Below are 24353 nucleotides of genomic sequence, written 5' to 3'. Positions count from 1 at the left end.
TTTTAATATATAGAGTTAAAAGTCTATTTCTTTGTAAGGGTTTTAAACTTGAAATAAGAAACCGCTGATAAAAGGATCATTGTACCTATTCCAATGTATACCCATGCTGGTACTGGTACCGGATCTCCTGCTGCATACGAGTGAAGTCCGCTTAGGTAATAATTTACCCCAAAGTAAGTCATTACCATTGAGCAGAACGCAAACATCGTTGCTACGTGGAATGCCCATCTGCTTCTCAATCCAGGTACTAATCTCATGTGTAATACAAATGCATACACCATGATAGAGATGAAAGCCCATGTTTCTTTCGGGTCCCAGCTCCAGTATCTTCCCCATGATTCGTTGGCCCAGATTCCTCCTAAGAAGTTTCCTACAGTTAAAGCAAACAATCCGATGGTTAATGACATTTCAGAAACGATTACCAATTCCTTCAATGTAGTATCATGGTGAATTTTATAGGTTTCTTTATTGGATATAATATAGAATACCAATGAGATTACCGCAATGATCATCGAAAGGGCGAAGAATCCGTAACTGGAGGTAATAATAGCCACGTGAACAATTAACCAGTAAGATTTCAATACCGGAACCAGTGGTGTAATCTGTGGGTCAAGTGCAGAACCTCCGTGGGCAAATCCCATCATAATAACAGCCACCATAAATCCTGCCGCAGGAATCAATGCGTTGGCATTTCTGTACAGAATTAAGCCTGCTGTAATACCTACCCAGGAGATAAAGATAATCGCTTCGTATCCGTTACTCCAAGGCGCGTGTCCTGAGATGTACCATCTTGCAACAAGTCCTAAGAAATGACACAGATAGCCAATTAAACCAATCGCAATGATTACCTTAATTATTTTGTTTAATTTTTGGTTTGATTTGAATAACTCAACAAAACCTAAGATCAGAAGAAGACCTCCGATAAGGGTGTAGAAGATTAACAATTTAAAGTTAATGTCTACTTTATTCATAAATACTTCCAGATCAACTTTGGATTTAGCAGGAACAACTGCTTTCCCCCATTTCTGCTGATAGTCTGAAAGCTTTGCCAATTCTGAATCTGCTTTGCTCCAGTCTCCGGTTTTCTGTGCTGTAAGGGCTTCTGCAAAGTAAGGTCCCATTACCTGCTGAGATTCCATGTCTGGTTCAAATTTCTGATCTAACCATGAGTGCCATGTGTGATTCGCATCATTTTTCACAGGAACAATTCTCATAAACTGACCGCTGAAGAATTCATTGAAGATCTGTACTCTTTCGTTTACAGCAATTACTTCTTTATCATAATTTGTTTGTTCAGCCGGCTTCTTACGGAATGCAGTGTTGTAGTCATGATCCAGAATATAGGTAAGATTACCGTTGGCATCTGCAGGGAAAAGGTTCATCAAAGAGGTATAGCCATCTTCATCTGCTTTTGTTTTATTCTTCAGTTCGTCACCTCCTTTAGTTCCTACCTTAATCAAAGGAACCATTGTCCAGCTTGGTGTATCAGTATTGATAGAAAGGAACCATTGGTTGGCGGTAAGAGACTTTCCGTCTGTTCCTTTGAATTCGTCTTTTTTGTATAATTTTCTTAAAATATCTAATGCTTCTGTATTGATAGGAACAATTCTTCCTTCAAAATTCTGCACCAATAGATATCCGAATTTATCCGCATGCTCTTTGCTGATTTTGTTTCTTGCAATGATTTCATCCGGTGAAATAGATCTCATTTTCCCCATTGGAGTCGCCAGAGAGTTCTGCTTTGGAGCAGCACCATCAAGAGGCTGAGCAGATGGAGCCGGAGCGTGAGAATGGTTGTCTCCTTCCACATGAATATGTTCTCTGCTTCCGTCAGTTGTTCCGTGAGTTTCAATTTTCTGAGCATTTAACCCTAAACTTAAGAATAGTAAAAGTACTGCCGCTGTTTTCTTTTTGTTAACATCAGCCAGCATTTTATTCAATTTCCAGAAGTGAGTCCCTTTCCAGAAGAAGATTACAAACATTCCTAAGAACAGAAGTCCGTATCCGATATAAGAAATCAGAGTTCCCCAGTAGTCATGGTTTACAGAAAGAACGGTTCCCATTCTGTCCGGATCAAAACTCGACTGGAAGAAACGGTAACCTTTATGGTTAAGAACATGGTTCATATAGATTTTATAAGGAGTTTCTTTACCTTCATCAATGATTTTCACATGACTTTCATAAGCACTTGGAGATGAACTTCCAGGATACGTTTCCATTACGAAATCATCTAATTTCAGGGCGAAAGGTGTGTTGTATACTTTTGGTCCGAAACCTACCATGATGTTTAATCCATCCATAGTCACCTGCTTGTAAGCATTCGGGTTTCCTTTTTCAACAGAAAGGTCTACAATTTGTTTTGTTTTTGGTCCCTGAAGCTCAATCTGAAGCATATCCGGAACATTAGCATCTTTCTTTCTGTCTCCTTCAATAGCCATCAGTCTTCCTTTTTTAAGACCTTCAGGAATTACAAGTTTCAGTTCATTGATCGTATATAAACTTCTTAGTGCCAAAGGCTGGAATTCATCTTTCACGGTATTTCCTGTAGCCTGAGTCGCCATGGTCATATAGCTTGCATCTACAGGAGTTTTAATGAATAATTTTCCTCCTTCGTTTTTGAATTCAACTGCGCCTTCAATCGCTCTGTTGAATGTTACCAAAGTTCCGTTGATGGATTTTGTTTCCCCCGGTTTGATGTAAATATTTTGTCTTCCCGTATTTCCGGTAGAAACCAAATGAAGATACTCAGCACCATTAGGTTCAGCAATAAGGCTGTCTTTTTTTCTTTGGATGTATTCCTTTGCAGACACTTTCACTTCTTTTCCGTGGAAGTCATAGGTTGCATTGAAATCTTTGTGTAACGGAGACATCAGATAAGGAACATCCTGATAGTTCAGCACATCACCTTTTTCTTCGATCTGAATTTTAAAGAAGTTTTTATCGGTTACGATTTCATTGGACGTTTCACCTTCTCTGATGTGCATTGTCCCTTCGAAACTGATATATCTGGTGATGGCACCACCAATAAAAATAAAAATAAAGGCAAGGTGGAAAACAAGAACCGGCCACTTATCTTTCTTCCAAAGTCTGTATCTTCCGATATTTCCTATGAAATTAAGAATAAGCAGGACCATGATCAGTTCGAACCACTTGGCCTCATAAATTAATGCTTTTGCTGTAGGAGTTCCGTAGTCGTTTTCTAAGAACGTTGCATAAGCCATCGCGAATGCGTACACCAGCAACAATACAGCCATTGTCCTGGTTGAGATAAGAATATCTTGGAGCTTCTTCATGATTTATTGTACTTGACATGCAAAAATAAGCATGATAAACTACAAAGAGCTTAAAAAAAGCTGTTTTTTATCACTTTGGCCTCGGTTTTGCTTATTTTGAAACATTCTTAATAAGCCTGAAAACATTGGGAAAAATTCAATTCCGGAAATCAACTGAATACAGATTTATAATACCTATCTCAATGATTGAAGACTTCTATTCAAAAACAGAACAAGAACAAGCAATCAACTGATTATCAAGCAACAAATACCAAGTGTATTTTTCAGAAAAAGAAAAGCCAATACAACAATTTCTACAATGGCACTTTTTTTCTGATTTTGCTTAAAAATTCATGAGTAATTCCCAGATAAGAAGCAACCTGCTGCTGGGTAAGCCTCTGTTCGAGTCCCGGATATTTTTCAAGGAATTCAAGATACCGTTTATCCGCTGTTTTGCCAGTTAATGAAAGAATTCTTCTTTGCAGAGCTACCGAAGATTTTTGATTCATGATTCTGAAAAGCTTTTCTATCTGTGGCATTGTTTCGTACAGATGTTCTTTATCTTTTTTAGCAATCATTAAAACTTCGCTTTCTTCCAGGGCATCAATATTCAAAATGCTCGGAACATTATTGATAAGGCTGTCTATATCGGTAATCCACCAACCTTCCACAGCAAAATATAAAGTCTGCTCAAATCCTTTTTCATTCAGGTAATAGATTTTGAAACAACCATTCAGAACAAATCCTTCGAAGAGACAGCAATCTCCTTCTTTGAGAACAACTTCTTTCTTTTTAAACTTTTTGTATTCAAATGGCTTGACAAACTGTTTAAAATCCTCTTCCGAAAGGTGTATATATTGACTGATATTTTTAAGAAGTAAATCGGACATTGTCTTGTTTAAGTCAAATAAAGGTATCAAAATTATTGACACCTTTATAAAATTAAGTTATGTTAAGTTATTTTTGTGCTTAAGCAGTAGAGCTCCGATTTTTGTTGGATAAACGCAAAGGCGCGAAGGCTTATTATACATGCAATTATCTTTTAGGCACAAGAAAATCAAAGATTTTCAGCAAGTTGAACTGTTTTAAATGTTATTGGAGATAAAATCCTTGCGCCTTAAAAATCGCCTATATTTTAAAAAACTCTTTGCGCCTTTGCGTTTTTAATATTTTTATTTTCTCACAGATTGAGCTAATTTTTCAGATGATTACCTATAAGATTATCCAAAAATCTTTGTACCTTTCCATGTCCCCGATAGCTTATTTTAAAAGTTCATGAGTATTTATTACCCGTGCATAAAGATTTCCAAGAGCAGATATTCCAGCCAAAGTAGCCCTTTGTACTTCTGCTGCCTTTACCACTTCCCCATTCAACTCCCGATTTCTGGTTGCTGTAGCATCTCCGATAATTGTATTTATAAACCCAAAATCAAAAGCAGCTCTGGTAGTCGCCTCTACACAAACATCCGTCATCATCCCTGTGATCACCAGATTTTTGATTTCCTTTGACCGAAGATAATCCATCAGATCCGTTTCTCTGAAACTATTGGGAAAATGTTTGATAATTATTTTTTCATCTTCGCGAGGTAAAACCCTATGATTGATTTTAGCACCCTCCGTATCAGGAAGAAAAAAAGAGGCTCCGTCATTGGTAGAAATATGCTGAATATGAATAACAGGAAGGTTATTTTTCCTGAAATACTCTAAAACTTTCCGGGTGTTTTCTCCCGCCTGTTCGGCATTTTCCAACATCATTTTTCCTCCCGGGAAATAATCGTTTTGTACATCAATAATTAATAGTGCTGTGTTTTCCATTTTTTGTTTTTGTGCGTTCATTGTAATCAGTGAAATGACTATCAGACCTAGGGTCAGAATAGTTTTGAATGTATTTTTCATGTCTCAAATTTTATAGGTCAAAATTACACAGGCTTCTCCTCCTGACCTTTGAACTAGTTCAAAAAACGCCATTGATATATTATAATATCCATCAGATTTTTAATATTGCCACTTTTTTTCATTTACATCAATTTAAATAAGAAATTTTATTATCTTTTTTTTAAGAAATATAAATATTAATCCGTTAATATAATTTAACGGTATCAGATTTGGATAAGCAAAAAAAATAGCCTTATTTTATTGTACTGTAAAAGAAAATATTTTTAAGGGGAAAAATTTAAATAACCTTTATAAAAGCGGGATTACCAAAATGTTTTTTGGATAAAAAAGATTCATTTAGTGTTGAATAAAACATTAAATTTGCGACATTGATATTATGGATAAAAAGACACAAAAAAAACCGACTGAATCGCCTGAAAAAGGCAGAATCTTATCTAAGCCACGTATTTTTTTCGGGCTTACTTTTATACTTTTATCGGCTGTTCTTGCATTCTCATTCATTTCTTATCTGATGAACTGGAAAGCAGATCAAAGCCAGGCTGGAACTATGCTTGACAAGAGTATAAAATCTTCAAATATCTTTGGCAAGGTAGGTGACTGGCTTGGGAATATTTTCATTTTTGAAAGTATTGGGATTGCTTCATTTATCATCGCATTTTTACTTCTTGTTGTGGGTACACTGATCCTGAAAAAGAAAATCTTTAAGCCCTGGAAAACGATTGGTCACTCTTTATTTTTTATCTGCTGGCTTCCTATCTTTATGGGAGCACTTACTAAAGGACAAGGTGTTTTAGGAGGTGTGTACGGATATCAGATCATGGATTACCTTAACTCTATTATCGGAACGGTAGGTTTGTGGACCGTTCTCGTGGCCAGTATCCTTTTATATTTTATTCTTGAATTTAATCTTCGTCCAAGCTCTATCAAAGCAAAACTGGATAAGATCAATGAAAATACTATTGGAAAAGTAAAATCTATGATGCCGGACTCTAATGATGATTTCGAGGCCGATGAGGAATTGAAAGAAGAAGCAGAGGAAACAGAAGAGGAAACGGCCTCCAGAGTTACAGTAACCGATGTTACAAACCACTCTGTCAATAATCCGATTAATACAATGAAACAACCAGAACCGGTAAGTACTCCGAAAGGATTTCCTGAAGTTCCGGTTTCAAGCGAGATAGAAACGATTACCACTCCCAACCATACTTCTTTTGAAGCAGAACCGAGAGATGTTTCTCAACCGGTAAGTTTAAACCTTTCTGCGAAACCTATTGTTCCGGTTTCCAGCCCGGAGGAAGCATTTGACATCAGACCATCTGCTCCGTCTCCGGTGGCAACTCCCGCACCTGCACAGGAAAACATTAAATTCAATGTAGAAGTAGCCCAGGTGATTGATGTTTTGGATGATTCTGATAAAAAGTCTCAGGAACTTGTAGAAAAGCACGGACTGTATGACCATAAGCTTGATCTGCCCAATTTCCAGATGCCGCCTGTAGAATTACTGAAAGACTATGGAAATGAAGAAATTTCTATCAATAAGGAAGAATTAGAAGAAAATAAAAATAAGATTGTTGGACTTCTTAAGAATTTCAACGTTGGAATTGCAGAGATCAAGGCAACAATTGGTCCTACTGTCACCCTGTACGAAATTGTTCCTGAAGCGGGAATCAGAGTAGCAGCCATTAAAAAACTACAGGATGATATTGCGCTAAACCTTTCTGCATTAGGGATCAGAATTATTGCTCCAATGCCTGGAAAAGGAACTATCGGTATTGAAGTGCCAAGAAAAAATCCTACCATGGTTTCCATGCGTTCTGTGATTGCTTCTCAGAAATTCCAGAATACGGATATGGATCTTCCGGTAGTTTTCGGAAAGACTATTTCCAACGAAATCTTCATGGCCGACCTTTCAAAAATGCCTCACTTATTGATGGCAGGAGCTACAGGTCAGGGTAAATCTGTTGGTATTAATGCGATTCTTACTTCTCTTCTTTACAAAAAACACCCAAGCGAACTGAAGTTCGTTATGGTAGACCCTAAGAAAGTGGAACTTTCATTATACTCAAAAATTGAAAGACATTATCTGGCAAAATTACCGGATGCAGAAGAAGCCATCATTACGGATACCAATAAAGTAATCAATACACTGAACTCTCTTTGTATTGAAATGGATACACGATATGATCTTCTTAAAAATGCTTTCTGTAAAAACTTAAAAGAATACAATAAGAAATTTACCGAGAGAAAATTAAATCCTGAAAACGGTCACCGTTACTTGCCTTATATTGTATTGGTAGTAGATGAGTTTGCAGATTTGATTATGACCGCAGGAAAAGAGGTTGAATTACCCATTGCCAGACTTGCTCAGCTTGCAAGAGCCGTAGGGATTCACCTTATTGTTGCCACACAAAGACCATCCGTGAACGTAATTACAGGTATGATCAAGGCTAACTTCCCGGCGAGAGCTGCCTTCAGGGTAATTTCCAGTGTAGACTCCAGAACTATTCTTGATTCTCCGGGAGCGGATCAGCTGATTGGTAAAGGGGATATGCTTTATTTCAACGGAAACGAGATCTTAAGACTTCAGTGTGCTTTCGTAGATACTCCAGAAGTAGAAAGACTGGCAGAATTTATCGGAGAACAGAAAGGCTATGCTTCAGCGTTATTGCTTCCTGAATATGTTTCCGAAGACTCTACAAGTACAGTAGGTACTTTTGACCCGAACGAAAAGGATGCTTTATTTGAAGAAGCAGCAAGGATCATCGTTTCTACGCAGCAGGGATCTACATCGATGCTTCAGAGACAATTGAAACTGGGATATAACAGAGCCGGAAGAATTATGGATCAGCTTGAAGCAAGTGGTATTGTAGGAGGTTTCAACGGAGCTAAGGCAAGAGAGGTTCTGATCAGTGACCTTCATTCTTTGGAACAGTTTTTGGAAGATCTGCGTAGTTAAAGGAAAAATTGAATGATTTAACCTTTCAAAATTAAAAATGTCTAAAGATTATTAAATAAAAAAATGAAAAATATTATTTCAAAAGTTATATTAGGAAGTTTTGTTGTAAGTGCAGTAGGTATGGCGAATGCTCAGAAGATTGATGCTAAAGCTAAAAAGATATTGGATGATATTACAGCCAACTACAATTCTAAAAAGAATTCTTACTTCAAATTTTCTTTTGGAAGCGGTCTTAACGGGCAGGTGGCAAAAACAGAACCTGGTATTTATTATGTTGCCGGAGAAAAATACAAACTGAAGATCATGGATACAGAACAGATCTTCGACGGAAACAAAATTTATAATATCAATGCTGATGATATGGAAGTAACCATTGCAAAACCTAACGGAAGCAGCACCATGTTCTCCCCTATCAACTACCTTACGACCTATAGAAATGATTATAACGTTACCTACAATGGTAAGAAAATGGTCAATGGGGTGAATTCTGATTTTATTAAACTGACTCCGGTAAAAGCAAACGGAATAAAGTACGTATATCTTTTTGTAGACTCTGCGAAAAAACAAATGGTAAAACTTGAACAGCATGGCAACAACAAAGATGTTGCGGTAATTGCTATTAAAGAATACAAAGAAAACCAGGAGTTGGATCCTAATATGTTTGTTTTCGACAAAAATAAGTTCAAAAACTACATTATTACAGAACTTTAAAAAGCTGAAAGTGAATTCGCAACCAGGCAAATTTGCTTTTTAAGTTAAAAAAATAACAAAATATAAAAAGCCACAAGTAAACTTTGTGGCTTTTTGATTAATTTTGGCGCATGTTAAAAATACTAGACCGATATATCATAAAAACCTTCTTTGGACCGTTTTTCTTTATATTCAGCGTATTGTTTTTCATTTTTATTGTAAACATTATCTGGGTTCAGTTAGGACAATTTATGGGAAAGGGATTAAGCTACTGGCAAATCCTTAAGCTTCTCTTTTATCTTGGGGTAAACGTAATCAGTATGGTTCTTCCCCTTACGATCCTTCTGGCGAGCATTATGTCATTCGGTGAATTTGGAGAACGTTATGAGCTTGCAGCAATGAAAGCCGCAGGAATTCCTCTGACCCGAGTAATGATTCCCCTTCTTGGAATTTCAACGGCACTGGCCATCATGTTGTTTTTCTTCTCCAATAATATTATCCCGGATTTTCAGAAAAAAGCCAAAAACATGCTTTTCAATATTGCCCAGACAAAACCGGCCATCAACTTTACTCCCGGGCAGTTTATTGATCAGATTCCCGGTTATATGGTGAAGTTTGACAAAATATACGGAGAAAACGGAGAGAATATTGAAGGTGTTTTTGTACATAAAAAAGCAAACGCTTACGAAAATCAACAATCTGTGGTAGCAGAAAAAGGAAAATTTGTTCCGGCTGCTAACAAGAACTTTCTAAAGCTTGTCCTTTATAACGGATATGTTTTTGAAGATGCTTTTGCCGGGAAAGGTGATAATGTAAGACTAAAACAGCCTGATCAGGCCATTAAATTTGATACATTGGTTTCGCACTTTGACATCAGTGAAATCATCAATAAAGCCATAGAAAAAGAACAGATTACAGATGACTATCGTTTCCAGACTTATAACCAGCTTGACGGAACGATTGCCAAAAACAAGAAAGATAACAAACAGTTCTTTGATAATATCGGAGCGGAAGTTCTTAACCAGACCAATTCTGTCATTACCTATATGGATAAGGGTAACAAGCATAAAGTAGCTCCTAAAACCCAGATCAAACTGGATACCGTGAAAGGGGAAAAAAAGCTGGAAATTATTTACAATTCCTACAGCAGGCTTGACAATCTGAAATCAACACTGGAGTCCAAAAAGAATGAATACAGTTCCAATGTAAAGTACTTCAGTAAAGTGGTAATTTACCAGCAAAGAATCGTGGCCTATTCCGTAACCTGTATTATCTTTTTCCTGATTGGGGCGAGTTTAGGATCTATCATCAGAAAAGGAGGAATGGGACTTCCGGTCATCATCGCTATTGTTATTTTCATTGTCTTTTATGTCATGAATGTTGGGGTGGAAAATATGTCCTGGAGTGGGAAAATGAACCCTTATCTTGCAGCGTGGCTTCCCAACCTGATCCTTCTACCTTTTGGAGTCTGGATGACGTACAAAGCCCTTACAGATTCACAGTTATTTGATGCAGAGAAATACAAAGCATTATTCAAACCGATTACGAAAAGGTTTACAAAAAGTAAAGAACATCAGAGATATCAATAAATCTGATATAGAAATAAAAGAAAGCTCCGGAGAAATTCCGGAGCTTTTTTTATACGATTTTATATTGATCATTCATGCTTTTAATTTTTTTGTATTTTTATCTGCCACCAAAGTATCTATCATGAAAACCTTATTTCTGGCAGCAGGTCTGCTTCTTATTGTTTCCTGTAAAAATGAAAAAGAGAAAACTTCTTATAAAGAATCCGTTTCCAGGGATAGTCTTGTGATAAAAAAGGATTCAATGCAGAGCAGCACTGAAGAAGACCCTATTGCTGAGATCAAAAAAGAATATGCTGTCCTTCAGGCTCAGTTGGAAACTAAAAAGCTGAGTTCTTCAAAATTCAATTATGATTGTAATGACGAACCTTCAGGGGAAGTTACTTTCTATTCTGACAAGGATGGAATTAAAGTGATAGAACATTTTTATGCAGAACACAGTCATTTTTCCGGATCTGAAAAGTATTTTATTAAAGATGGAAAACCATTTTTTATTTTCAGACAAGATACTGTGTGGAGTTTTGATGGTGGCACTCCCGAAAAACCAGTAACCAAAGATGATATTACAGAAACCCGTATCTACCTACAGAATAATCAGCCGCTGAAATGTCTTGAAAAGAAATACAGCATAAAATCCGATCAGAAAGAAAAAACAGCTCCTGATACTATTCCAGGAAAAGAAATTCAGTGTAGCGTGGATGAAATCCTTAAGAGCTACCAATCTCTATTAAAACATAAAGACCAGAAAGGCTCAATACAATGTTTATAAAAACAAAAGAGATTGGACCCTTGAGCCAATCTCTTTTTTATATTTTAAAACTGATAAACAAAAGCATTAATATTCATTCCTGCTCCTACGGAAGCAAATAAAACCACATCATTTTTGCTGATTTTATGATGTTCCAGCTCATCCTTCAGAATCATTGTCAGCAAAGAGGGAATAGTAGCGACACTGCTGTTTCCCAGTTTATGAATAACCATAGGCATAATGTTTTCCGGAACCGGTTTTCCATACAATTGATAGAACCTGCTCACGATGGCTTCATCCATTTTTTCGTTCGCCTGATGAATAATAATTTTATTTAACTGATCAATAGAATAACCACTGTTGTCAAGACATTTTTTCATGGCATCGGGGACATTGACAAGAGCAAATTCATAGATTTTTCGGCCATCCATTTTAATGTATCGGGTATCCGGACATCTCTCATTGTTATAAGATTTTCCAAAATACAGATAATCTTTTTCTTCCAATGTATAAGAAGCTGATAAATGAGACTTAATCCCGGAATCATCATTCTGATTCACTTCCAAAACCGCTGCTCCTGCGCCGTCAGCATAGATCATACTATCTCTGTCATGAATATCCGCCACACGGGAAAGGGTTTCTGCTCCAATCACCAAACATCGTTTCGCTATACCGGACTTAATAAATGCATGAGCCTGTATGACCCCTTCAATCCATCCCGGACATCCAAAAACAACATCATAGGCAACACAGAAATTATTTCTGATTCCTAATAAATGTTTTACCCTGGCAGCAAGACTGGGCACCATATCCGACTGAACTGTTCCGAAACGAACATCCCCAAAATTATGGGCAAATATAATATAGTCTAATGTTTCAGGATCTATTCCTGCATTTTCTATTGCTGAACGTGCTGCAATCAATCCCAGATCTGAGGTGACCTGTGTACTGTGCGCATATCTTCTTTCTTCAATGCCTGTAATCTTTTTTAGCTTATCTGTAATGGAGGCATTATCCTCTTTTAACAATATCCCTTCTTCATTAAGAAAAACATGGTTATCAAAAAATAAATTGGTTATTGTTTCCGATGGGATATAGTTTCCTACCCCGATAATTTTTGTCATCATTTTAGTATTCGTTTCCTGTTTTTTAATTAGACACCAGGAATAATTTTATTAAATATAATGAATGAACGTAAATATTTATCAATATAGTATAAAATAAGAATGTATTACATTGTAAAAAACAATTTACATAAAAAAAGAGGCCTCTCATTTGAAACCCCTTCATTATTTTCAAAACTGAAAATCATACTTTCATAATTTCAGCTTCTTTTGTCTTAAGATGCTCATCGCAAAGCTTAACGTATTTATCAGTGTAAGTCTGAATTTCTTCTTCTACACCTTTCAATACATCTTCAGAAACTCCATCCAGCTTTTTAAGTTCTTTCAAACCATCCTGTCTTGCGTTTCTTACCGTTACTTTAGTGTTCTCAGATTCTACTTTAGCCTGCTTTGCAAGTTCCTTTCTTCTTTCCTCTGTTAAAGGCGGAACATTAAGGATAATGTTTTCTCCATTGTTAGAAGGCGCAAAACCTAAGTTGGAATTGATAATCGCTTTTTCAATCGCATTGATTGCTGTTCTGTCCCAAGGTTGAATAGAGATTGTCATTGCATCCGGAACAGAGACATTCGCAACCTGGTTGATAGGAGTCATTGCTCCATAATATTCTACCATTACATCCTGAACCATTGATGTAGAAGCACGTCCTGCTCTAATTCTTTGAAATGCGTGATCCAGGTGCTTTACCGCTGCATCCATGTCTTGTTTTACAGATTCTAATATAAGATCTAATTCTTCCATTATTATATTAAAGTTTGATAAATTACACATCTATTAATTCAACTGAATATCAACTAATTAAACCCAAAAACACTGTAAACATCAGGGTTTTCTTACTGTTTTAAATTATTTTTTACTATTCAGTGCTGCAAAAATAATGATTATTTCCATATTTTGGTAAGACTGCATTCTGTATTTTGTGAAAACGTTGATATTTTTAAAATAAGACGAGCCATAAAATTATTTTTATGACCAGCCTTTTTAGATTATAGAAACAAAAACTAAGTTACTAGGGTTTTCTTGTTTCATAATTCCTCCTGTTATAGGTTAAACTAATAATAAATTAATCCTGGCTTTAAAAAATAAAAGAATTTGCTTCAGAATATTTTACATACTCATCCCATTTTTTATGATCTGAATACAATAACATTAAAACAATTAAACTTGAAACATTAGTAATAACAACCATCTCATTACTTTTCCAAGAATCAGCTTTTCCTACTCTGAATCTAACTTTTGAAGTGTTTTTATTATCAGGAAATTGAACATTATGTTGAATCACTTTAATCAACTCATCAACTTTTGTTATTTCAAAAAATGCTAACAATCTCATCAAACCTGAATAATTCTCACTATCTCTTTCAAGATTTTCTGGTAAACAATTATTTAGTACTATTTTTAATGTTTCGATATTTAACTCATTGCTTTCATTTAGATTTATTTGTGATATATAGACTTCTCTCTCACTCAAGGTTCTCTCCAGCTCCAAATCTATTGTCTCAAGAAGCGCTGATAATCTACCTATAGATCTTAATATTTCTTTAGGAACGTTAGTCTCATTTTTGTATTGTAATGCGTTTGAGGTCTCAGCCCAGTTATGTTGTGATAGTGTTCTCACTTGAATCTCTGCAGTATAATTTTCAAAGCCTCTAAAAGTTGGAACATTAAGCCATTCTTTCTTTATTTTTAAAGTTAAATGTTTTGAGGAATAACCAAATTGATCGTGAGATAGTTTATCACTCGTGTCGTAAGAATTGACAATATCAAAATTCTCCTCCAAGAGTTTAATAACCGAAGCGACATCTCTTTTAAATAGTAAAATAATCCTAAATCCAACAAGGTCTTGAAGCTCTTGTATAGATTTTTTTATTGTGTATCTTTTGGATTCGTGCTTTTCTTTTATTGAATTAAGTGTTTTAACCCGATGTTGAATTGGGAAGCCTAACTTAATATCTTTAAAAAGCTTATCTAATTGCTCTATTAGAGCATTTTCAAAACTTGTCAGATCAGCACTGATACTTTTGTATTCTTCTTCAATTTCATTTGAATCCATTTTTGCCATCTAATTACTAGTTTTCACAAATATAACAAAAAGCCATCTCAAAGAGAAGGCTGTTATTTAAATAGCCCGATAATAGAAATTACTACAGCTAATAAGCCTACGGTAATACCAATTATTGCTAATCTATCAGATCTATTTGAGGTACTATAAAAATCACAGAAGTCAGTAATCAGAAATATCTTTTTTCGAACAAATTCCCAACCTTGCTTTTTACTTTCTTCTAATTCTGAAAATAAGATTTCTTTGTAATCATATCCACACATTACCATCCACTCATGACACTTTTGTTTCTTTACTACATATTTCACTAACATAAAAACATCGTTTATCTCTAATATAGTGATTTACTTCTGTTTTACAAATAATATACAGGATTTTATACACTTACATTTTCTTTAAAAAAAAGAAAATTACTTTCCACATGAAAATATAATATTGAACAAAAACTTCGGGTACAAATACCTACCGAACATTTTGGTTATTTCTACTTAGTGTGATATGATTTTTTATAACTTCCTTTACTATGTTTTTTAATCAGAACATTAGCAGGTATTTGAGTATAATATCTGGAAAGCAAACAGAAAGTCTCAAAGAAGACATTTCTTATGAATAAAAAATTTAAAACTCATTTAAATCCATCAAATCATGACAAATCCATCATTAGATGCCTATCAACAAGTTTTCGGTATGGCAGGTCTTGCCAACCGTGCCGGAGGCTACAACGGTTTTGGTATCCAACTACAGCAGCAGCTTCAGTATGATTTATCCTATTATTTTAACAATGTTCCTCCGGTTAAGATAATGGATCAGAAAACACCTTCCACAGCTAATCCTTCAGCCGTATCGGAATTAGGAAACTGGGATTTGGTCTGGGGGCCAGCCCTGATCGAAGAAAAAAATGAAAAGGGAGTTCCTACCGGAGTTGCAGATAATGCATTATATGTCGTTAAGTCTAATGCTGTTGCATTTCCCGGAGGACCTACATTGCCTACTTATGTTGTAGCTATTGCTGCTACCAATCCTTCATCACTTTACGATTGGGAAACAGAAGATTTTTCAGTTTCAGAAGTGGTCAACTGGACCACTTATAACCCTTCCAATTTCGCTCCGTCATCTTATAATGGTACAGATCCTTATATTTCAAAAGGGACTGCCACTGGAATAGGTATACTACTAGGGCTTACAAGTCCTCAATCTGCCGCTTCACCTAATACCACACTGCAACAGTTTCTTGCCAGCTTAAATCCCGACCCGAATACAGCCATTATATTTTGTGGACATAGCCTTGCCGGAGCATTATCTCCTACCCTTGCCCTTTATCTGAAAGAGAATAAAGATCTGGATGCTTTCGGGGTAACGCTTGTATATCCTACTGCCGGACCAACTCCAGGTGAGGCTGCATTTGCTAATCTGTTCAACAGTAAATTCCCGCCATTGCCTTCAGGGTGGCAGCAACAGACAGGCACTTACCAAAGCTGGAATACCATGCACTGGAATGATCTGGACGTTGTGCCTCATGCATGGCCGGTATCGGAACTGGCAAAAATCGCAACTATTTATGGCCAGGCCCCTACCTATATGACAGCTGCTTTATTAAACGCTTTACAAAAGATGGCAATTAGTGATTCTTCAAATTCAGGAGCCAGCTATACAAGAATACAGAACCAATCGCTTCCGGGTCAACTTCAACACTCAAGTGCCTCCTCGATTAGCATCAAAACACCGCCTGAGTCTTTGCAAGACTATATGCTTCAGCTATCCGTACAGCATGTGGGAATGTATAATGGTATTCCTGCGGAAGGGTCTAATCCACAAGTGAATGGTCTTATTTTAACACAGCCATTACCAAAACCAGATTTGAAACTGGTACCTGGAGTAACTGCTGTTACCGAATTGGAGATGATTCTTAAGATAATAGATCAGATCATTGGGTGGATTTCTTCCCGTTATGTTTTGGTTGAAAAAGAAAATGCCACGCAAAATGCCAGTGCGGATAAATAATTAAGATTAGTGTTAAAACAAAAACACCTGCCACAATAATCATGGCAGGTGTTTTAATATTTTTTAGGGACAAGATTGATTATAAATCAACCAAAGTACCTACATTCTCTCCGTCTACGATTTTTTCTAAATTTCCATCCTTATTCATATCGAATACAATGATTGGCAACTTATTTTCGTGGCTTAAAGTAAATGCAGTCATATCCATTACTTTAAGATTTTTCTCGAATACTTCATCAAAAGATAATGAATTGTATTTTACTGCATTAACATTCTTTTCAGGATCACTGTCATAGATTCCGTCTACTCTTGTTCCTTTTAGGATGACATCAGCTCCAATTTCGATGGCTCTTAAGGTAGCAGCGGTATCTGTAGTAAAATAAGGGTTTCCTGTTCCCGCTCCGAAAATTACTACTCTTCCTTTTTCAAGGTGTCTTACTGCTCTTCTTTTGATGAAAGGTTCAGCCACTTTATCCATTTCGATAGCAGACTGAAGTCTGGTCTTGATTCCTGCATCTTCCAATGCTCCCTGCAAGGCCATCCCATTGATAACAGTTGCCAGCATTCCCATATAGTCTCCCTGCACTCTGTCCATTCCTTTGGCTGCTCCTGCTACACCACGGAAAATATTTCCTCCTCCAATTACGATGGCTACTTCACATCCTTTATCAACTACTTTTTTGATCTCAGCAGCATATTCCTGCAGCCTGTCGTTGTCAATACCGTATTGTCTGTTCCCCATTAAGGCCTCACCGCTTAGTTTCAGAAGGATTCTTTTATATTTCATCTTTTATTTTTAGTAACTTTTTATTAGTACTGGTTTCCCCAGAATTTGATTTTGCAAATATAATCATTAAAAATATTGATAAAAGAAAAATATTTAAATAGAAATAATGTAAGAAATATTTTGAAAAGTACGAAAAAGGATTATTTTTGCATTAATTATAAATTGAGTTGAAGAAAATTATCATTTTTTCATTATTTCTATCAGGAATTGTTTCTTATGCGCAAACAGGAACAAATGTTTATCCGTTCTTAAATGTGCCTGTATCTGCAAGACAGGCTGCTTTGGGTGGCGATGCAATTTCGATAAGAGATTATGATGTTTCCTTTGCTATTGCAAACCCTGCCCTGTTAAACAAAGATTCTGATAAACAGCTTTCTGTAAACGCAACGGCTTACCTTGCCGATTCGAAATACGGAACTATTGCTTATGCCAAAGACTTTGAGAATGGCCACATGGCTACCATCAATGCTAGATACATGAGCTATGGAAGTATTCCGAGGACTGACGAAAGCGGTTTCGAAAACGGAGAATTCAAAGCTTCAGATGTAGCCATTGGCGCAGGCTATGCCTACCAGTTTGAAGAAGACTGGACGATTGGTGGAGGTCTTAATTTCGTTACCTCAAAAATTGACAACTATACTTCTTCCGCCATCTCAGGAACAGCGGGAGTTACCTACCATAATAAAAAGACCAAAGAAGTACTTTCCCTGGTGATGAGAAACTTTGGTTTCCAGCTGAAATCATTCAACGGAACAAGAGAAAACCTTCCGTTCAGAATTGATCTGGGATATACCAAAATCATCAAGAACTTCCCTCTTGCAATTACCATTACAGCACATGATCTTCAGAAATTTGATATTTCTTCAGAGTATAATCTGGATGGACAGGAAGTAAAAACCGGAAGAAAAATTGCTGACCACTTTTCATTGGGAGCAGAATTGTTTCCGGAAAAGAACTTCAATATCCGATTGGGTTATAATGTGAAAAGAGGAAATGAGCTGGCTGTTGCGGACCAGAGAAACTTTTCAGGACTTTCTGCAGGATTTGGAATTAAAATTTCCAGATTCCGTATTGACTATGCCCACGTAAGGTATCACAACTCTTCAAATGTCAACCAGATAGGAATTTCCATGGATCTTTCCAGCCACAGAGGAGAGTAATCTTTTCAGCTGATTTTTTTAATTATTCCGAAAATTTCTTACTTCCTCTTGATTTTTTAAAAAAAATCTTGAAATTTGCAGTATGAAAAAACCTGTAATTGCTATCGATGGGTACTCGTCTACCGGAAAAAGTTCTATCTCTAAAATCATTGCTGATAAATTGGGACTTATTCATATGGATACAGGAGCACTTTACAGAGGAGTTACCTGGTACGCTCTGCAGCGCTGTCTGAATGAAAATGGTGAAATTGATCTGAATACATTATTTTCTTCTTTTGATCAGATCAGACTTGAATTTAAAAACAACAACGGAACCCTTATTCTTTTCCTCAATGATACAGATATCTCCAAGGAAATCCGTACTAATATCGTATCTGACAACGTAAGTCTTGTTGCCAAACAGAAAGAAGTAAGAGACTTTTTGCTGCAGTCACAGCGCACTTTGGCAGAAAAAGGCGGCGTAATTATGGACGGACGTGACATTGGGACAGTAGTTCTGCCAAATGCGGACTATAAATTCTTCCTGACTGCCAGTATTGACGAAAGAACCAACAGAAGATTTTTAGAACTGAAAGGCCTGGGAATAGAAGCCGATAAAGAACAGGTAAAGCAAAACCTTATAGAACGTGACAAGATCGACAGTGAGCGTGAAATAGCCCCATTAAAGCAGGCTGACGATGCTATCGTGATTGACAATTCTGAATTAACCAAAGAAGAAACCATAGAACTTATTTTATCTCACATCGAAAAGATTTAACAATTTTTAATAGGCATCACGCCTCCTTTGGTATACAAATTGCAAGTTTTATTACTGTAAAAACTAATCTATTATTAATTATTAAAAAACTTAAAATGTCTAGAAAAGGAAATAATACAGCAGGTATATTGGCAGGACTTCTTGCAGGTGCTGCGGCAGGTGTAATCTTAGGAATGTTATACGCACCGGAAGAAGGTAAAGAAACCAGAAAAAAAATTAAAAATAAAGCAAATGATCTTAAAGATCAGGCTAAAGATAAATACGGAGAGGTTTCTGAAAAAATGAAAGACCAGTACAGCAATATTTCTTCTACTTTCAAAGAAACTGCAAACAGCGTAGCACATACTGTGAAAGACGGATATGATAAATACAAAGATCAGATTGTTTCCAAAACTGCAGATTTGGCAAAAGATGTAGAAGCGGAACTGAATGATCTGAAAAAATAAAATAAGTAATTTATCTTTTTAAGTAAATTACGGAAAGGAACTTTTGTGCGAAAGTTCCTTTTTTTGTAACTTTAAAAAAAAACAATGATAGAAACTATTAAAGAATATGCCTCCAAGAGAATAGATCTTCTGAAAATTGAAGCGACTGAAAAGTCGTCTCTTTCTGCTGGGCTCATTACTTACTTTGTAGTATTGCTTGTTGCTTTTGCTTTTTTTATTATCCTCTTCAATTTTGGAATTGCTTTCCTTATTGGAAAAGCACTGGATAATTACTCATATGGATTCTTAATTGTTGCTGCATTTTATGCGCTAGTCATGGCGTTTGTGGTTGCTTTCAAAACTAAGATTGTCAATACTGTTGCAGATCAGGTTATTAAATTTTTAAATCATTAAACTATGGGCAGAAAATACGAGAGCATAGAAGAATTAAGAAGAAAGAAAAAACTGCTTCAAAGTGAAATAAGTGATCTGGAGAATCTTCTTACCTTCAAAAATACGAAGGAAAGCCTAAGTGCATTTACCAATGGCTTAAGTGACCAGTATCTTCAGGAAAAAGTAGATGAAGACGGTGATGAAAAAGTAGTTCTGAGAAAGGATGTCATTGCTAAACAACTTACCTCAGAGGTAAAAGATTTACTGATTAATAAAAATACGGCTGTAGGAATTGCAAGCTCTGCTTTCAAAGGGGGAAATATTACAGACAGCCTTGTTAAGCTTGGTGTTACTGCTATCGTAGGAAACTATGCCAAAAAGAATATGAAAAGCTCCAACTGGAAGAAAAAACTGATTGGCGCAGCATTGATCTACCTAGCTCCTGTAGCGCTGAAGTATGTCAGAAAAAAAATGGAGGTCTATCAGAAAAACAAAAGTGTTTCAAGTATGGAACAACTTATATAAATTTAGATGTTAGAAACTAGAAGTTAGCGTATAGTTTATACTCAATTCTAACCTCTAGTTTCTAGCTTCTTATTTTGAAAATAACTGTCCTAAAATAATCCCGGCAGCCATAGATACATTCAGGCTTTCTGTAGACTGGGATTTTCCAAATCTCGGAATACTTATACTTTTTTGTAACAATTTTTCCGTTTCCGGTCTCATTCCGTTTCCTTCATTCCCTAAAATAAGATTCATCTTTTCCGGTTTCTCAAAAGTATAGATGTTCTCCCCTTCCATATCCGTTCCTATGTTTACATTTTCTGTTGAAGAAAGATATTCCACAAGATCAGTATAAACGACATTCACTCTGGTAAAAGAACCCATTGTCGCCTGAATCACTTTCGGATTGTATACATCTACCGTATCTTCACTACAAATAATCTGTTCAATTCCAAACCAGTCTGCCAGACGTATAATCGTTCCTAAATTTCCAGGATCCTGTATCCCATCCAAAACCAGCTGTATATTCTTATCTTCCCATTTTTCTTCCTCGGCAAGATAACATACCGCTACAGAATCTTTTGGTGTTTTAAGAAAACTAATTTTTTTTAATTCATTTTCAGAGATATGGGTCACAAGAGTATCACTACGGTCCAATTTTTGTGGATCCGTTGACAATATTTCTTTAACTTTAATGTTAGAATTAAAAAGTTCACAAATGATTTTATTACCTTCAACCAAAAACAAATTGTATTTTTGTCTGAACTTCTTTTTATCTAAAGATTGTAAAACTTTTATTGTATGAGCTGTAAGCATTATAAGAATTCTCCTCAAAAATATTATAAAATTATCTCATTTGCAACATTTGTTGGTCTCCTTTATGCTTGTAGTACGACAAAAAAAGTTCCAGAAGGCGAATATCTGCTTACTAAGAATACTTTAGGGTTCGAGGATAAGAGAGAATTTTTCGATGAAGAACTGAAAGATTACATTCAGCAAAAGCCTAACAAGAAGCAATTTCTTTTCATGCCATTAAGTCTCCTTCTGTATAATATGGCAGATCCGAAATACGACACGATACTTAATGAATATATGACCTATCCCGGTGAGATGAGAAATCAGAAACTGAGAGACTCATTATTTCTTAAATATAATATGAAAAGCAGTGTAGGAAAAAGTCTGCTTTTCGACCGTTTATTACACAATTGGGGAACCCCACCGGTAATTCTTGATCAGACCAGAAGTGAAAAAAGTGCGGAGTCTATTAAGAAAAGGCTTACCTACAGAGGATTTTGGGATGCTGATGTAAACTTTAAACACACATTGGATTCCGCATCCAAAAAGGCATCTGTTAATTATTCTATCAAACATAACGAGCCTACACGCATCAAGGATTATTTCTATAATATTCCGGATCAGGGGATCAAAGGGTATTACAACTACAACCTGAACAGAAGCCTTGTAAGATCAGGGCAGATTCTTGATCAGACTGTTCTGGAAAGAGAAGTAACCCGAATTACTGATCTGATGAGAGAATTTGGTTTCTATAGATTCAATGCCTCCAATGATGAGGTTTATTTTGTCGCAGATTCTCTTAAAAGCAGAAAGCAGGTTCCTTTAACCCTGGAAATTCATAAAGATTCCCTGGATACTCCTTATAAGATAGCCACTTTTGGAAATATTGATGTTGCCATTGTGGATGAACCTGGTGATTATCCTAAAAATACCAAAAAAGACAGCTTAAGGAGAATAAGATTCCATACGGTAAATGATAAATACAAACTTTCATCCGTATGGAGAGCTATTATTCCGGACAGTAAAAAGGTTTTCGACCAGACAAAACTGGATGTCACCAAGAGAAATCTTTTAGCGATGAACAACTTTAGCATCGTTAAAGCAAGAGACTCTCTGAGACAAGGAGGAATGACCTCTCCTAACGACAGTATTGTTGATGTTCTGTATGTATTGAAACCTCTTCCGAAATATGAGCTTAAAGTGGGAACTGATATTAATTATTCTCAGATTTTAAATCTGGGGATCTCTCCTTCTGTTGACCTTACCACCAGAAATGTCTTCAGAGGAGCAGAAAACCTTTCTACCAGCCTTTCAGGAACATTTGGTTCTATCAGAAGTACAAAAGATATCAGTAAAAGAGTTGCGGCATACGAAATATCAGCTCAGGCATCCCTGAACTTCCCTAGATTGTTGCTTCCTTTTAATTATTATAAATTTATTCCAAAACGATATACACCTACATCATCTATTCTGCTTGGAGCATCCATACAGAACAATATCGGTTTGGGAAGATTGATTTTTAACACGGGATTAAACTACCAGGCAAGTGTTAATGATCAGGTATATCATAAGCTTACCTTATTCAATACTCAGGTCAGTCTGACGAAAAATAAAGATGCTTACTACGATTATTTTGTAAATGACGGAAGGGTAAAAGATGAAGTCTTCGGAAATTATTTTATGTTTAGCCCTGAAACTGCACAAACCGGGCAAGATTATAAAGATGGAAAACTCAGCGTAGATGAGGTTTCCAAGAAAATTATCGAGAACGATGCTTACCGCGCGAGTCTTAACCAGCAAGGTACTGATCTTCTGACAGCATTCAGAGGGACATTGGTCAACAAAGACAGACAAACTCAGGATGTCCTTATTTCTTCCATGATCTACAACTTTGTATATAGTGAAATTGGAAAAAAAGAATATCCCAATGCATTTTATTTTAACGGAAAAGTAGAACTTGCAGGTAACATCTTAAGCTTATTCAATAAAAAAGATAATGACGGAGGTATTGTTACCGGTCCACAGAGAACTATTTTCGGGTTGCCTTATGCACAATTTGTAAAATTTGATATTGACACTAGAAAGTATTTCAAGTTTAACGGAAATCAGACGTTAGTACTTCGTCAGTTTATCGGAGTTGGAATTCCTTTTGGAAACTCTCAGGATATGCCCATCATCAAGTCTTATTTCAATGGAGGTTCCAATGATATCAGAGCCTGGGTAGCCTTTGGGGGATTAGGTCCTGCCGATTCTCAGGTGGATGAAAGAGTTCGTACCTATATGACGGACAATGTAAAACTTACCACCAATATTGAATATAGAATTCCTTTCAATAAAACTTACGAAGGAGCTTTATTTACCGATATCGGGAATACATGGAGTCTTCGTAACTATAATGACGGCTATGGAGATGAATTTAAATTCGGTAAGTTCTGGAAGCAGGTGGGTATCGGAAGTGGGTTCGGACTAAGGTTAAATATTGCCTATGTAACAGCAAGAATTGACCTTGCATACAAGATCTATGACCCGAATAAACCTGAAGGCGACCGATGGAGGTTCAAAAATATTCAACCTTTTAAACCTACGGTTAATATTGCCTTCGGATATCCTTTCTAATCCGGAGAAACACCTAAAATAAAATAGACTACAGCAATCACACGGGCGAGGATTTCCCTCGTCTGATTTCTGTAAAAACTCTCCGGTTTTGTGACATCCTGCGCATCAAATCCCAACGCATTCATATCATTATTTCTGGCAAAAAACAATGCCCTTAGATTGTGGTATCCCTGAGAAACAATAATGACATTTTTCTTTTTATAAACATCCTTACAACGGAGAATACTTTTATAGGTATTAAAACCTTTCGGATCTTCTACAATAATATCTTCCGGAACACCTTCCTGGTTAACCAGATAATTTTTCATGGCACCCGGCTCATTATACCCCTTACTTTTCTCTCCACTCACAATAATCTTTTTGATTTTCCCGTGATGATAAAGAAGTGCAGCGGCATCCATTCTTTTCGTGAAATAAGGATTCGATTTTCCGGATCTCATTTTTGGAGATGTGCCCAGAACGAGTGCTATTTCTCTTGGGGGAATTTTTGAGATTTTAGTATAGGTTCGCCCGTTGGTAAGCCCGAAAACCCACACATTACAGAAACATATCATTAGAATTCCCAATTCCAATGATATAAAAC

At 36.3% G+C, this 24353-nt stretch carries 21 protein-coding genes; 11 read left to right on the top strand and 10 right to left on the bottom strand.

Features of this window, described 5'->3' with window-relative positions:
• Positions 1 to 23: 23 nt before the first annotated feature.
• The 3 genes from ccsA to CQ022_RS02475 form a co-directional block, all read right to left on the bottom strand.
• Positions 24 to 3293: a cytochrome c biogenesis protein CcsA gene (ccsA, locus tag CQ022_RS02485; RefSeq protein ID WP_105682510.1), complete on the bottom strand. Its 3270-nt coding sequence runs from the start codon at positions 3291 to 3293 to the stop codon at positions 24 to 26.
• Between the two features lie 293 nt (positions 3294 to 3586).
• A complete protein-coding gene (locus CQ022_RS02480) occupies positions 3587 to 4162 on the bottom strand; it encodes a Crp/Fnr family transcriptional regulator (RefSeq protein WP_105682511.1) in 576 nt (191 codons plus the stop codon).
• Between the two features lie 370 nt (positions 4163 to 4532).
• Positions 4533 to 5168, bottom strand: a complete 636-nt coding sequence (locus CQ022_RS02475; RefSeq protein WP_105682512.1) for a cysteine hydrolase family protein — start codon at positions 5166 to 5168, stop codon at positions 4533 to 4535.
• Between the two features lie 376 nt (positions 5169 to 5544).
• On the opposite strand from CQ022_RS02475, the gene CQ022_RS02470 reads away from it, so the two are divergent.
• The 4 genes from CQ022_RS02470 (at position 5545) to CQ022_RS02455 (ending at position 11169) form a co-directional block, all read left to right on the top strand.
• Positions 5545 to 8124 carry an FtsK/SpoIIIE family DNA translocase gene (locus tag CQ022_RS02470; RefSeq protein WP_105682513.1) on the top strand — a complete coding sequence of 860 codons (2580 nt, stop codon included), beginning with the start codon at positions 5545 to 5547 and terminating at the stop codon, positions 8122 to 8124.
• Between the two features lie 63 nt (positions 8125 to 8187).
• Positions 8188 to 8835 (top strand): LolA family protein, encoded by a 648-nt coding sequence (locus tag CQ022_RS02465; RefSeq protein WP_105682514.1) that lies wholly within the window; start codon positions 8188 to 8190, stop codon positions 8833 to 8835.
• A gap of 110 nt (positions 8836 to 8945) precedes the next feature.
• Entirely contained in the window at positions 8946 to 10403 is a 1458-nt protein-coding gene (locus CQ022_RS02460) for an LptF/LptG family permease (RefSeq protein WP_105682515.1), read from the top strand.
• Positions 10404 to 10524: 121 nt separating this feature from the next.
• Positions 10525 to 11169, top strand: a complete 645-nt coding sequence (locus tag CQ022_RS02455) for a hypothetical protein (RefSeq protein WP_123875859.1) — start codon at positions 10525 to 10527, stop codon at positions 11167 to 11169.
• A 44-nt stretch (positions 11170 to 11213) separates the two neighbouring features.
• Here the strand turns inward: CQ022_RS02455 and CQ022_RS02450 are convergent, their stop codons facing one another.
• The 4 genes from CQ022_RS02450 to CQ022_RS02435 all read right to left on the bottom strand — a co-directional run bounded on the left by CQ022_RS02450 (position 11214) and on the right by CQ022_RS02435 (position 14646).
• A complete protein-coding gene (locus CQ022_RS02450) occupies positions 11214 to 12275 on the bottom strand; it encodes a 3-oxoacyl-ACP synthase III family protein (protein WP_105682517.1) in 1062 nt (353 codons plus the stop codon).
• Between the two features lie 181 nt (positions 12276 to 12456).
• Positions 12457 to 13011: a ribosome recycling factor gene (gene frr, locus CQ022_RS02445; protein ID WP_105682518.1), complete on the bottom strand. Its 555-nt coding sequence runs from the start codon at positions 13009 to 13011 to the stop codon at positions 12457 to 12459.
• Between the two features lie 334 nt (positions 13012 to 13345).
• Entirely contained in the window at positions 13346 to 14332 is a 987-nt protein-coding gene (locus CQ022_RS02440; RefSeq protein ID WP_105682519.1) for a GTP pyrophosphokinase family protein, read from the bottom strand.
• Positions 14333 to 14385: 53 nt separating this feature from the next.
• Complete coding sequence (locus CQ022_RS02435) at positions 14386 to 14646, bottom strand: hypothetical protein (RefSeq protein ID WP_105682520.1); 261 nt, start codon at positions 14644 to 14646, stop codon at positions 14386 to 14388.
• Positions 14647 to 14977: 331 nt separating this feature from the next.
• Between CQ022_RS02435 and CQ022_RS02430 the strand changes: the two genes are divergently transcribed.
• A complete protein-coding gene (locus CQ022_RS02430; RefSeq protein WP_105682521.1) occupies positions 14978 to 16333 on the top strand; it encodes a lipase family protein in 1356 nt (451 codons plus the stop codon).
• Positions 16334 to 16412: 79 nt separating this feature from the next.
• Here the strand turns inward: CQ022_RS02430 and pyrH are convergent, their stop codons facing one another.
• The gene (gene pyrH / locus CQ022_RS02425) at positions 16413 to 17120 is read right to left on the bottom strand and encodes a UMP kinase (protein WP_105682522.1); all 708 of its coding nucleotides are present in this window, start codon (positions 17118 to 17120) and stop codon (positions 16413 to 16415) included.
• A 167-nt stretch (positions 17121 to 17287) separates the two neighbouring features.
• Between pyrH and porQ the strand changes: the two genes are divergently transcribed.
• From porQ to CQ022_RS02400, 5 genes are all read left to right on the top strand, one after another.
• Complete coding sequence (gene porQ / locus CQ022_RS02420) at positions 17288 to 18280, top strand: type IX secretion system protein PorQ (RefSeq protein ID WP_105682523.1); 993 nt, start codon at positions 17288 to 17290, stop codon at positions 18278 to 18280.
• A gap of 82 nt (positions 18281 to 18362) precedes the next feature.
• Complete coding sequence (gene cmk, locus CQ022_RS02415; protein ID WP_105682524.1) at positions 18363 to 19037, top strand: (d)CMP kinase; 675 nt, start codon at positions 18363 to 18365, stop codon at positions 19035 to 19037.
• A 95-nt stretch (positions 19038 to 19132) separates the two neighbouring features.
• Positions 19133 to 19483 (top strand): YtxH domain-containing protein, encoded by a 351-nt coding sequence (locus tag CQ022_RS02410; RefSeq protein ID WP_105682525.1) that lies wholly within the window; start codon positions 19133 to 19135, stop codon positions 19481 to 19483.
• An 84-nt stretch (positions 19484 to 19567) separates the two neighbouring features.
• Complete coding sequence (locus CQ022_RS02405; RefSeq protein WP_034694332.1) at positions 19568 to 19876, top strand: phage holin family protein; 309 nt, start codon at positions 19568 to 19570, stop codon at positions 19874 to 19876.
• A 3-nt stretch (positions 19877 to 19879) separates the two neighbouring features.
• On the top strand, positions 19880 to 20380 hold the full coding sequence (locus CQ022_RS02400; protein WP_105682526.1) for a phosphoribosyl-ATP pyrophosphatase: 501 nt from the start codon (positions 19880 to 19882) through the stop codon (positions 20378 to 20380).
• Between the two features lie 69 nt (positions 20381 to 20449).
• Here the strand turns inward: CQ022_RS02400 and CQ022_RS02395 are convergent, their stop codons facing one another.
• Positions 20450 to 21175 (bottom strand): TrmH family RNA methyltransferase, encoded by a 726-nt coding sequence (locus tag CQ022_RS02395; protein WP_105682527.1) that lies wholly within the window; start codon positions 21173 to 21175, stop codon positions 20450 to 20452.
• Here CQ022_RS02395 and CQ022_RS02390 point away from each other — a divergent pair.
• Positions 21161 to 23770 carry a BamA/TamA family outer membrane protein gene (locus CQ022_RS02390; protein WP_105682528.1) on the top strand — a complete coding sequence of 870 codons (2610 nt, stop codon included), beginning with the start codon at positions 21161 to 21163 and terminating at the stop codon, positions 23768 to 23770. The two genes, CQ022_RS02395 and CQ022_RS02390, sit on opposite strands and share 15 nt — an antisense overlap.
• Here CQ022_RS02390 and CQ022_RS02385 read toward each other — a convergent pair.
• A complete protein-coding gene (locus CQ022_RS02385; RefSeq protein ID WP_408915355.1) occupies positions 23767 to 24324 on the bottom strand; it encodes a vancomycin high temperature exclusion protein in 558 nt (185 codons plus the stop codon). The two genes, CQ022_RS02390 and CQ022_RS02385, sit on opposite strands and share 4 nt — an antisense overlap.
• Between the last annotated feature and the right edge of the window lie 29 nt (positions 24325 to 24353).

It is taken from the genome of Chryseobacterium culicis, assembly GCF_002979755.1.
GTDB classification, from domain to species: domain Bacteria; phylum Bacteroidota; class Bacteroidia; order Flavobacteriales; family Weeksellaceae; genus Chryseobacterium; species Chryseobacterium culicis_A.
Note: the sequence above shows the minus strand (reverse complement) of the source record. Positions and strands in the feature narration are given on the sequence as shown.

Bases quoted from the DNA above. Each gene is read 5' to 3' on its own strand.
- CQ022_RS02465 (WP_105682514.1), top strand. From the start codon at position 8,188: ATGAAAAATATTATTTCAAAAGTTATATTAGGAAGTTTTGTTGTAAGT.
- CQ022_RS02480 (WP_105682511.1), bottom strand. From the start codon at position 4,162: ATGTCCGATTTACTTCTTAAAAATATCAGTCAATATATACACCTTTCG.
- CQ022_RS02450 (WP_105682517.1), bottom strand. From the start codon at position 12,275: ATGATGACAAAAATTATCGGGGTAGGAAACTATATCCCATCGGAAACA.
- ccsA (WP_105682510.1), bottom strand. From the start codon at position 3,293: ATGAAGAAGCTCCAAGATATTCTTATCTCAACCAGGACAATGGCTGTA.
- CQ022_RS02430 (WP_105682521.1), top strand. From the start codon at position 14,978: ATGACAAATCCATCATTAGATGCCTATCAACAAGTTTTCGGTATGGCA.
- CQ022_RS02395 (WP_105682527.1), bottom strand. From the start codon at position 21,175: ATGCTTACAGCTCATACAATAAAAGTTTTACAATCTTTAGATAAAAAG.
- CQ022_RS02405 (WP_034694332.1), top strand. From the start codon at position 19,568: ATGATAGAAACTATTAAAGAATATGCCTCCAAGAGAATAGATCTTCTG.
- CQ022_RS02410 (WP_105682525.1), top strand. From the start codon at position 19,133: ATGTCTAGAAAAGGAAATAATACAGCAGGTATATTGGCAGGACTTCTT.
- CQ022_RS02475 (WP_105682512.1), bottom strand. From the start codon at position 5,168: ATGAAAAATACATTCAAAACTATTCTGACCCTAGGTCTGATAGTCATT.
- CQ022_RS02460 (WP_105682515.1), top strand. From the start codon at position 8,946: ATGTTAAAAATACTAGACCGATATATCATAAAAACCTTCTTTGGACCG.
- CQ022_RS02435 (WP_105682520.1), bottom strand. From the start codon at position 14,646: ATGTTAGTGAAATATGTAGTAAAGAAACAAAAGTGTCATGAGTGGATG.
- CQ022_RS02440 (WP_105682519.1), bottom strand. From the start codon at position 14,332: ATGGCAAAAATGGATTCAAATGAAATTGAAGAAGAATACAAAAGTATC.
- CQ022_RS02385 (WP_408915355.1), bottom strand. From the start codon at position 24,324: ATGATATGTTTCTGTAATGTGTGGGTTTTCGGGCTTACCAACGGGCGA.
- pyrH (WP_105682522.1), bottom strand. From the start codon at position 17,120: ATGAAATATAAAAGAATCCTTCTGAAACTAAGCGGTGAGGCCTTAATG.
- cmk (WP_105682524.1), top strand. From the start codon at position 18,363: ATGAAAAAACCTGTAATTGCTATCGATGGGTACTCGTCTACCGGAAAA.
- CQ022_RS02390 (WP_105682528.1), top strand. From the start codon at position 21,161: ATGAGCTGTAAGCATTATAAGAATTCTCCTCAAAAATATTATAAAATT.
- CQ022_RS02470 (WP_105682513.1), top strand. From the start codon at position 5,545: ATGGATAAAAAGACACAAAAAAAACCGACTGAATCGCCTGAAAAAGGC.
- CQ022_RS02455 (WP_123875859.1), top strand. From the start codon at position 10,525: ATGAAAACCTTATTTCTGGCAGCAGGTCTGCTTCTTATTGTTTCCTGT.
- CQ022_RS02400 (WP_105682526.1), top strand. From the start codon at position 19,880: ATGGGCAGAAAATACGAGAGCATAGAAGAATTAAGAAGAAAGAAAAAA.
- frr (WP_105682518.1), bottom strand. From the start codon at position 13,011: ATGGAAGAATTAGATCTTATATTAGAATCTGTAAAACAAGACATGGAT.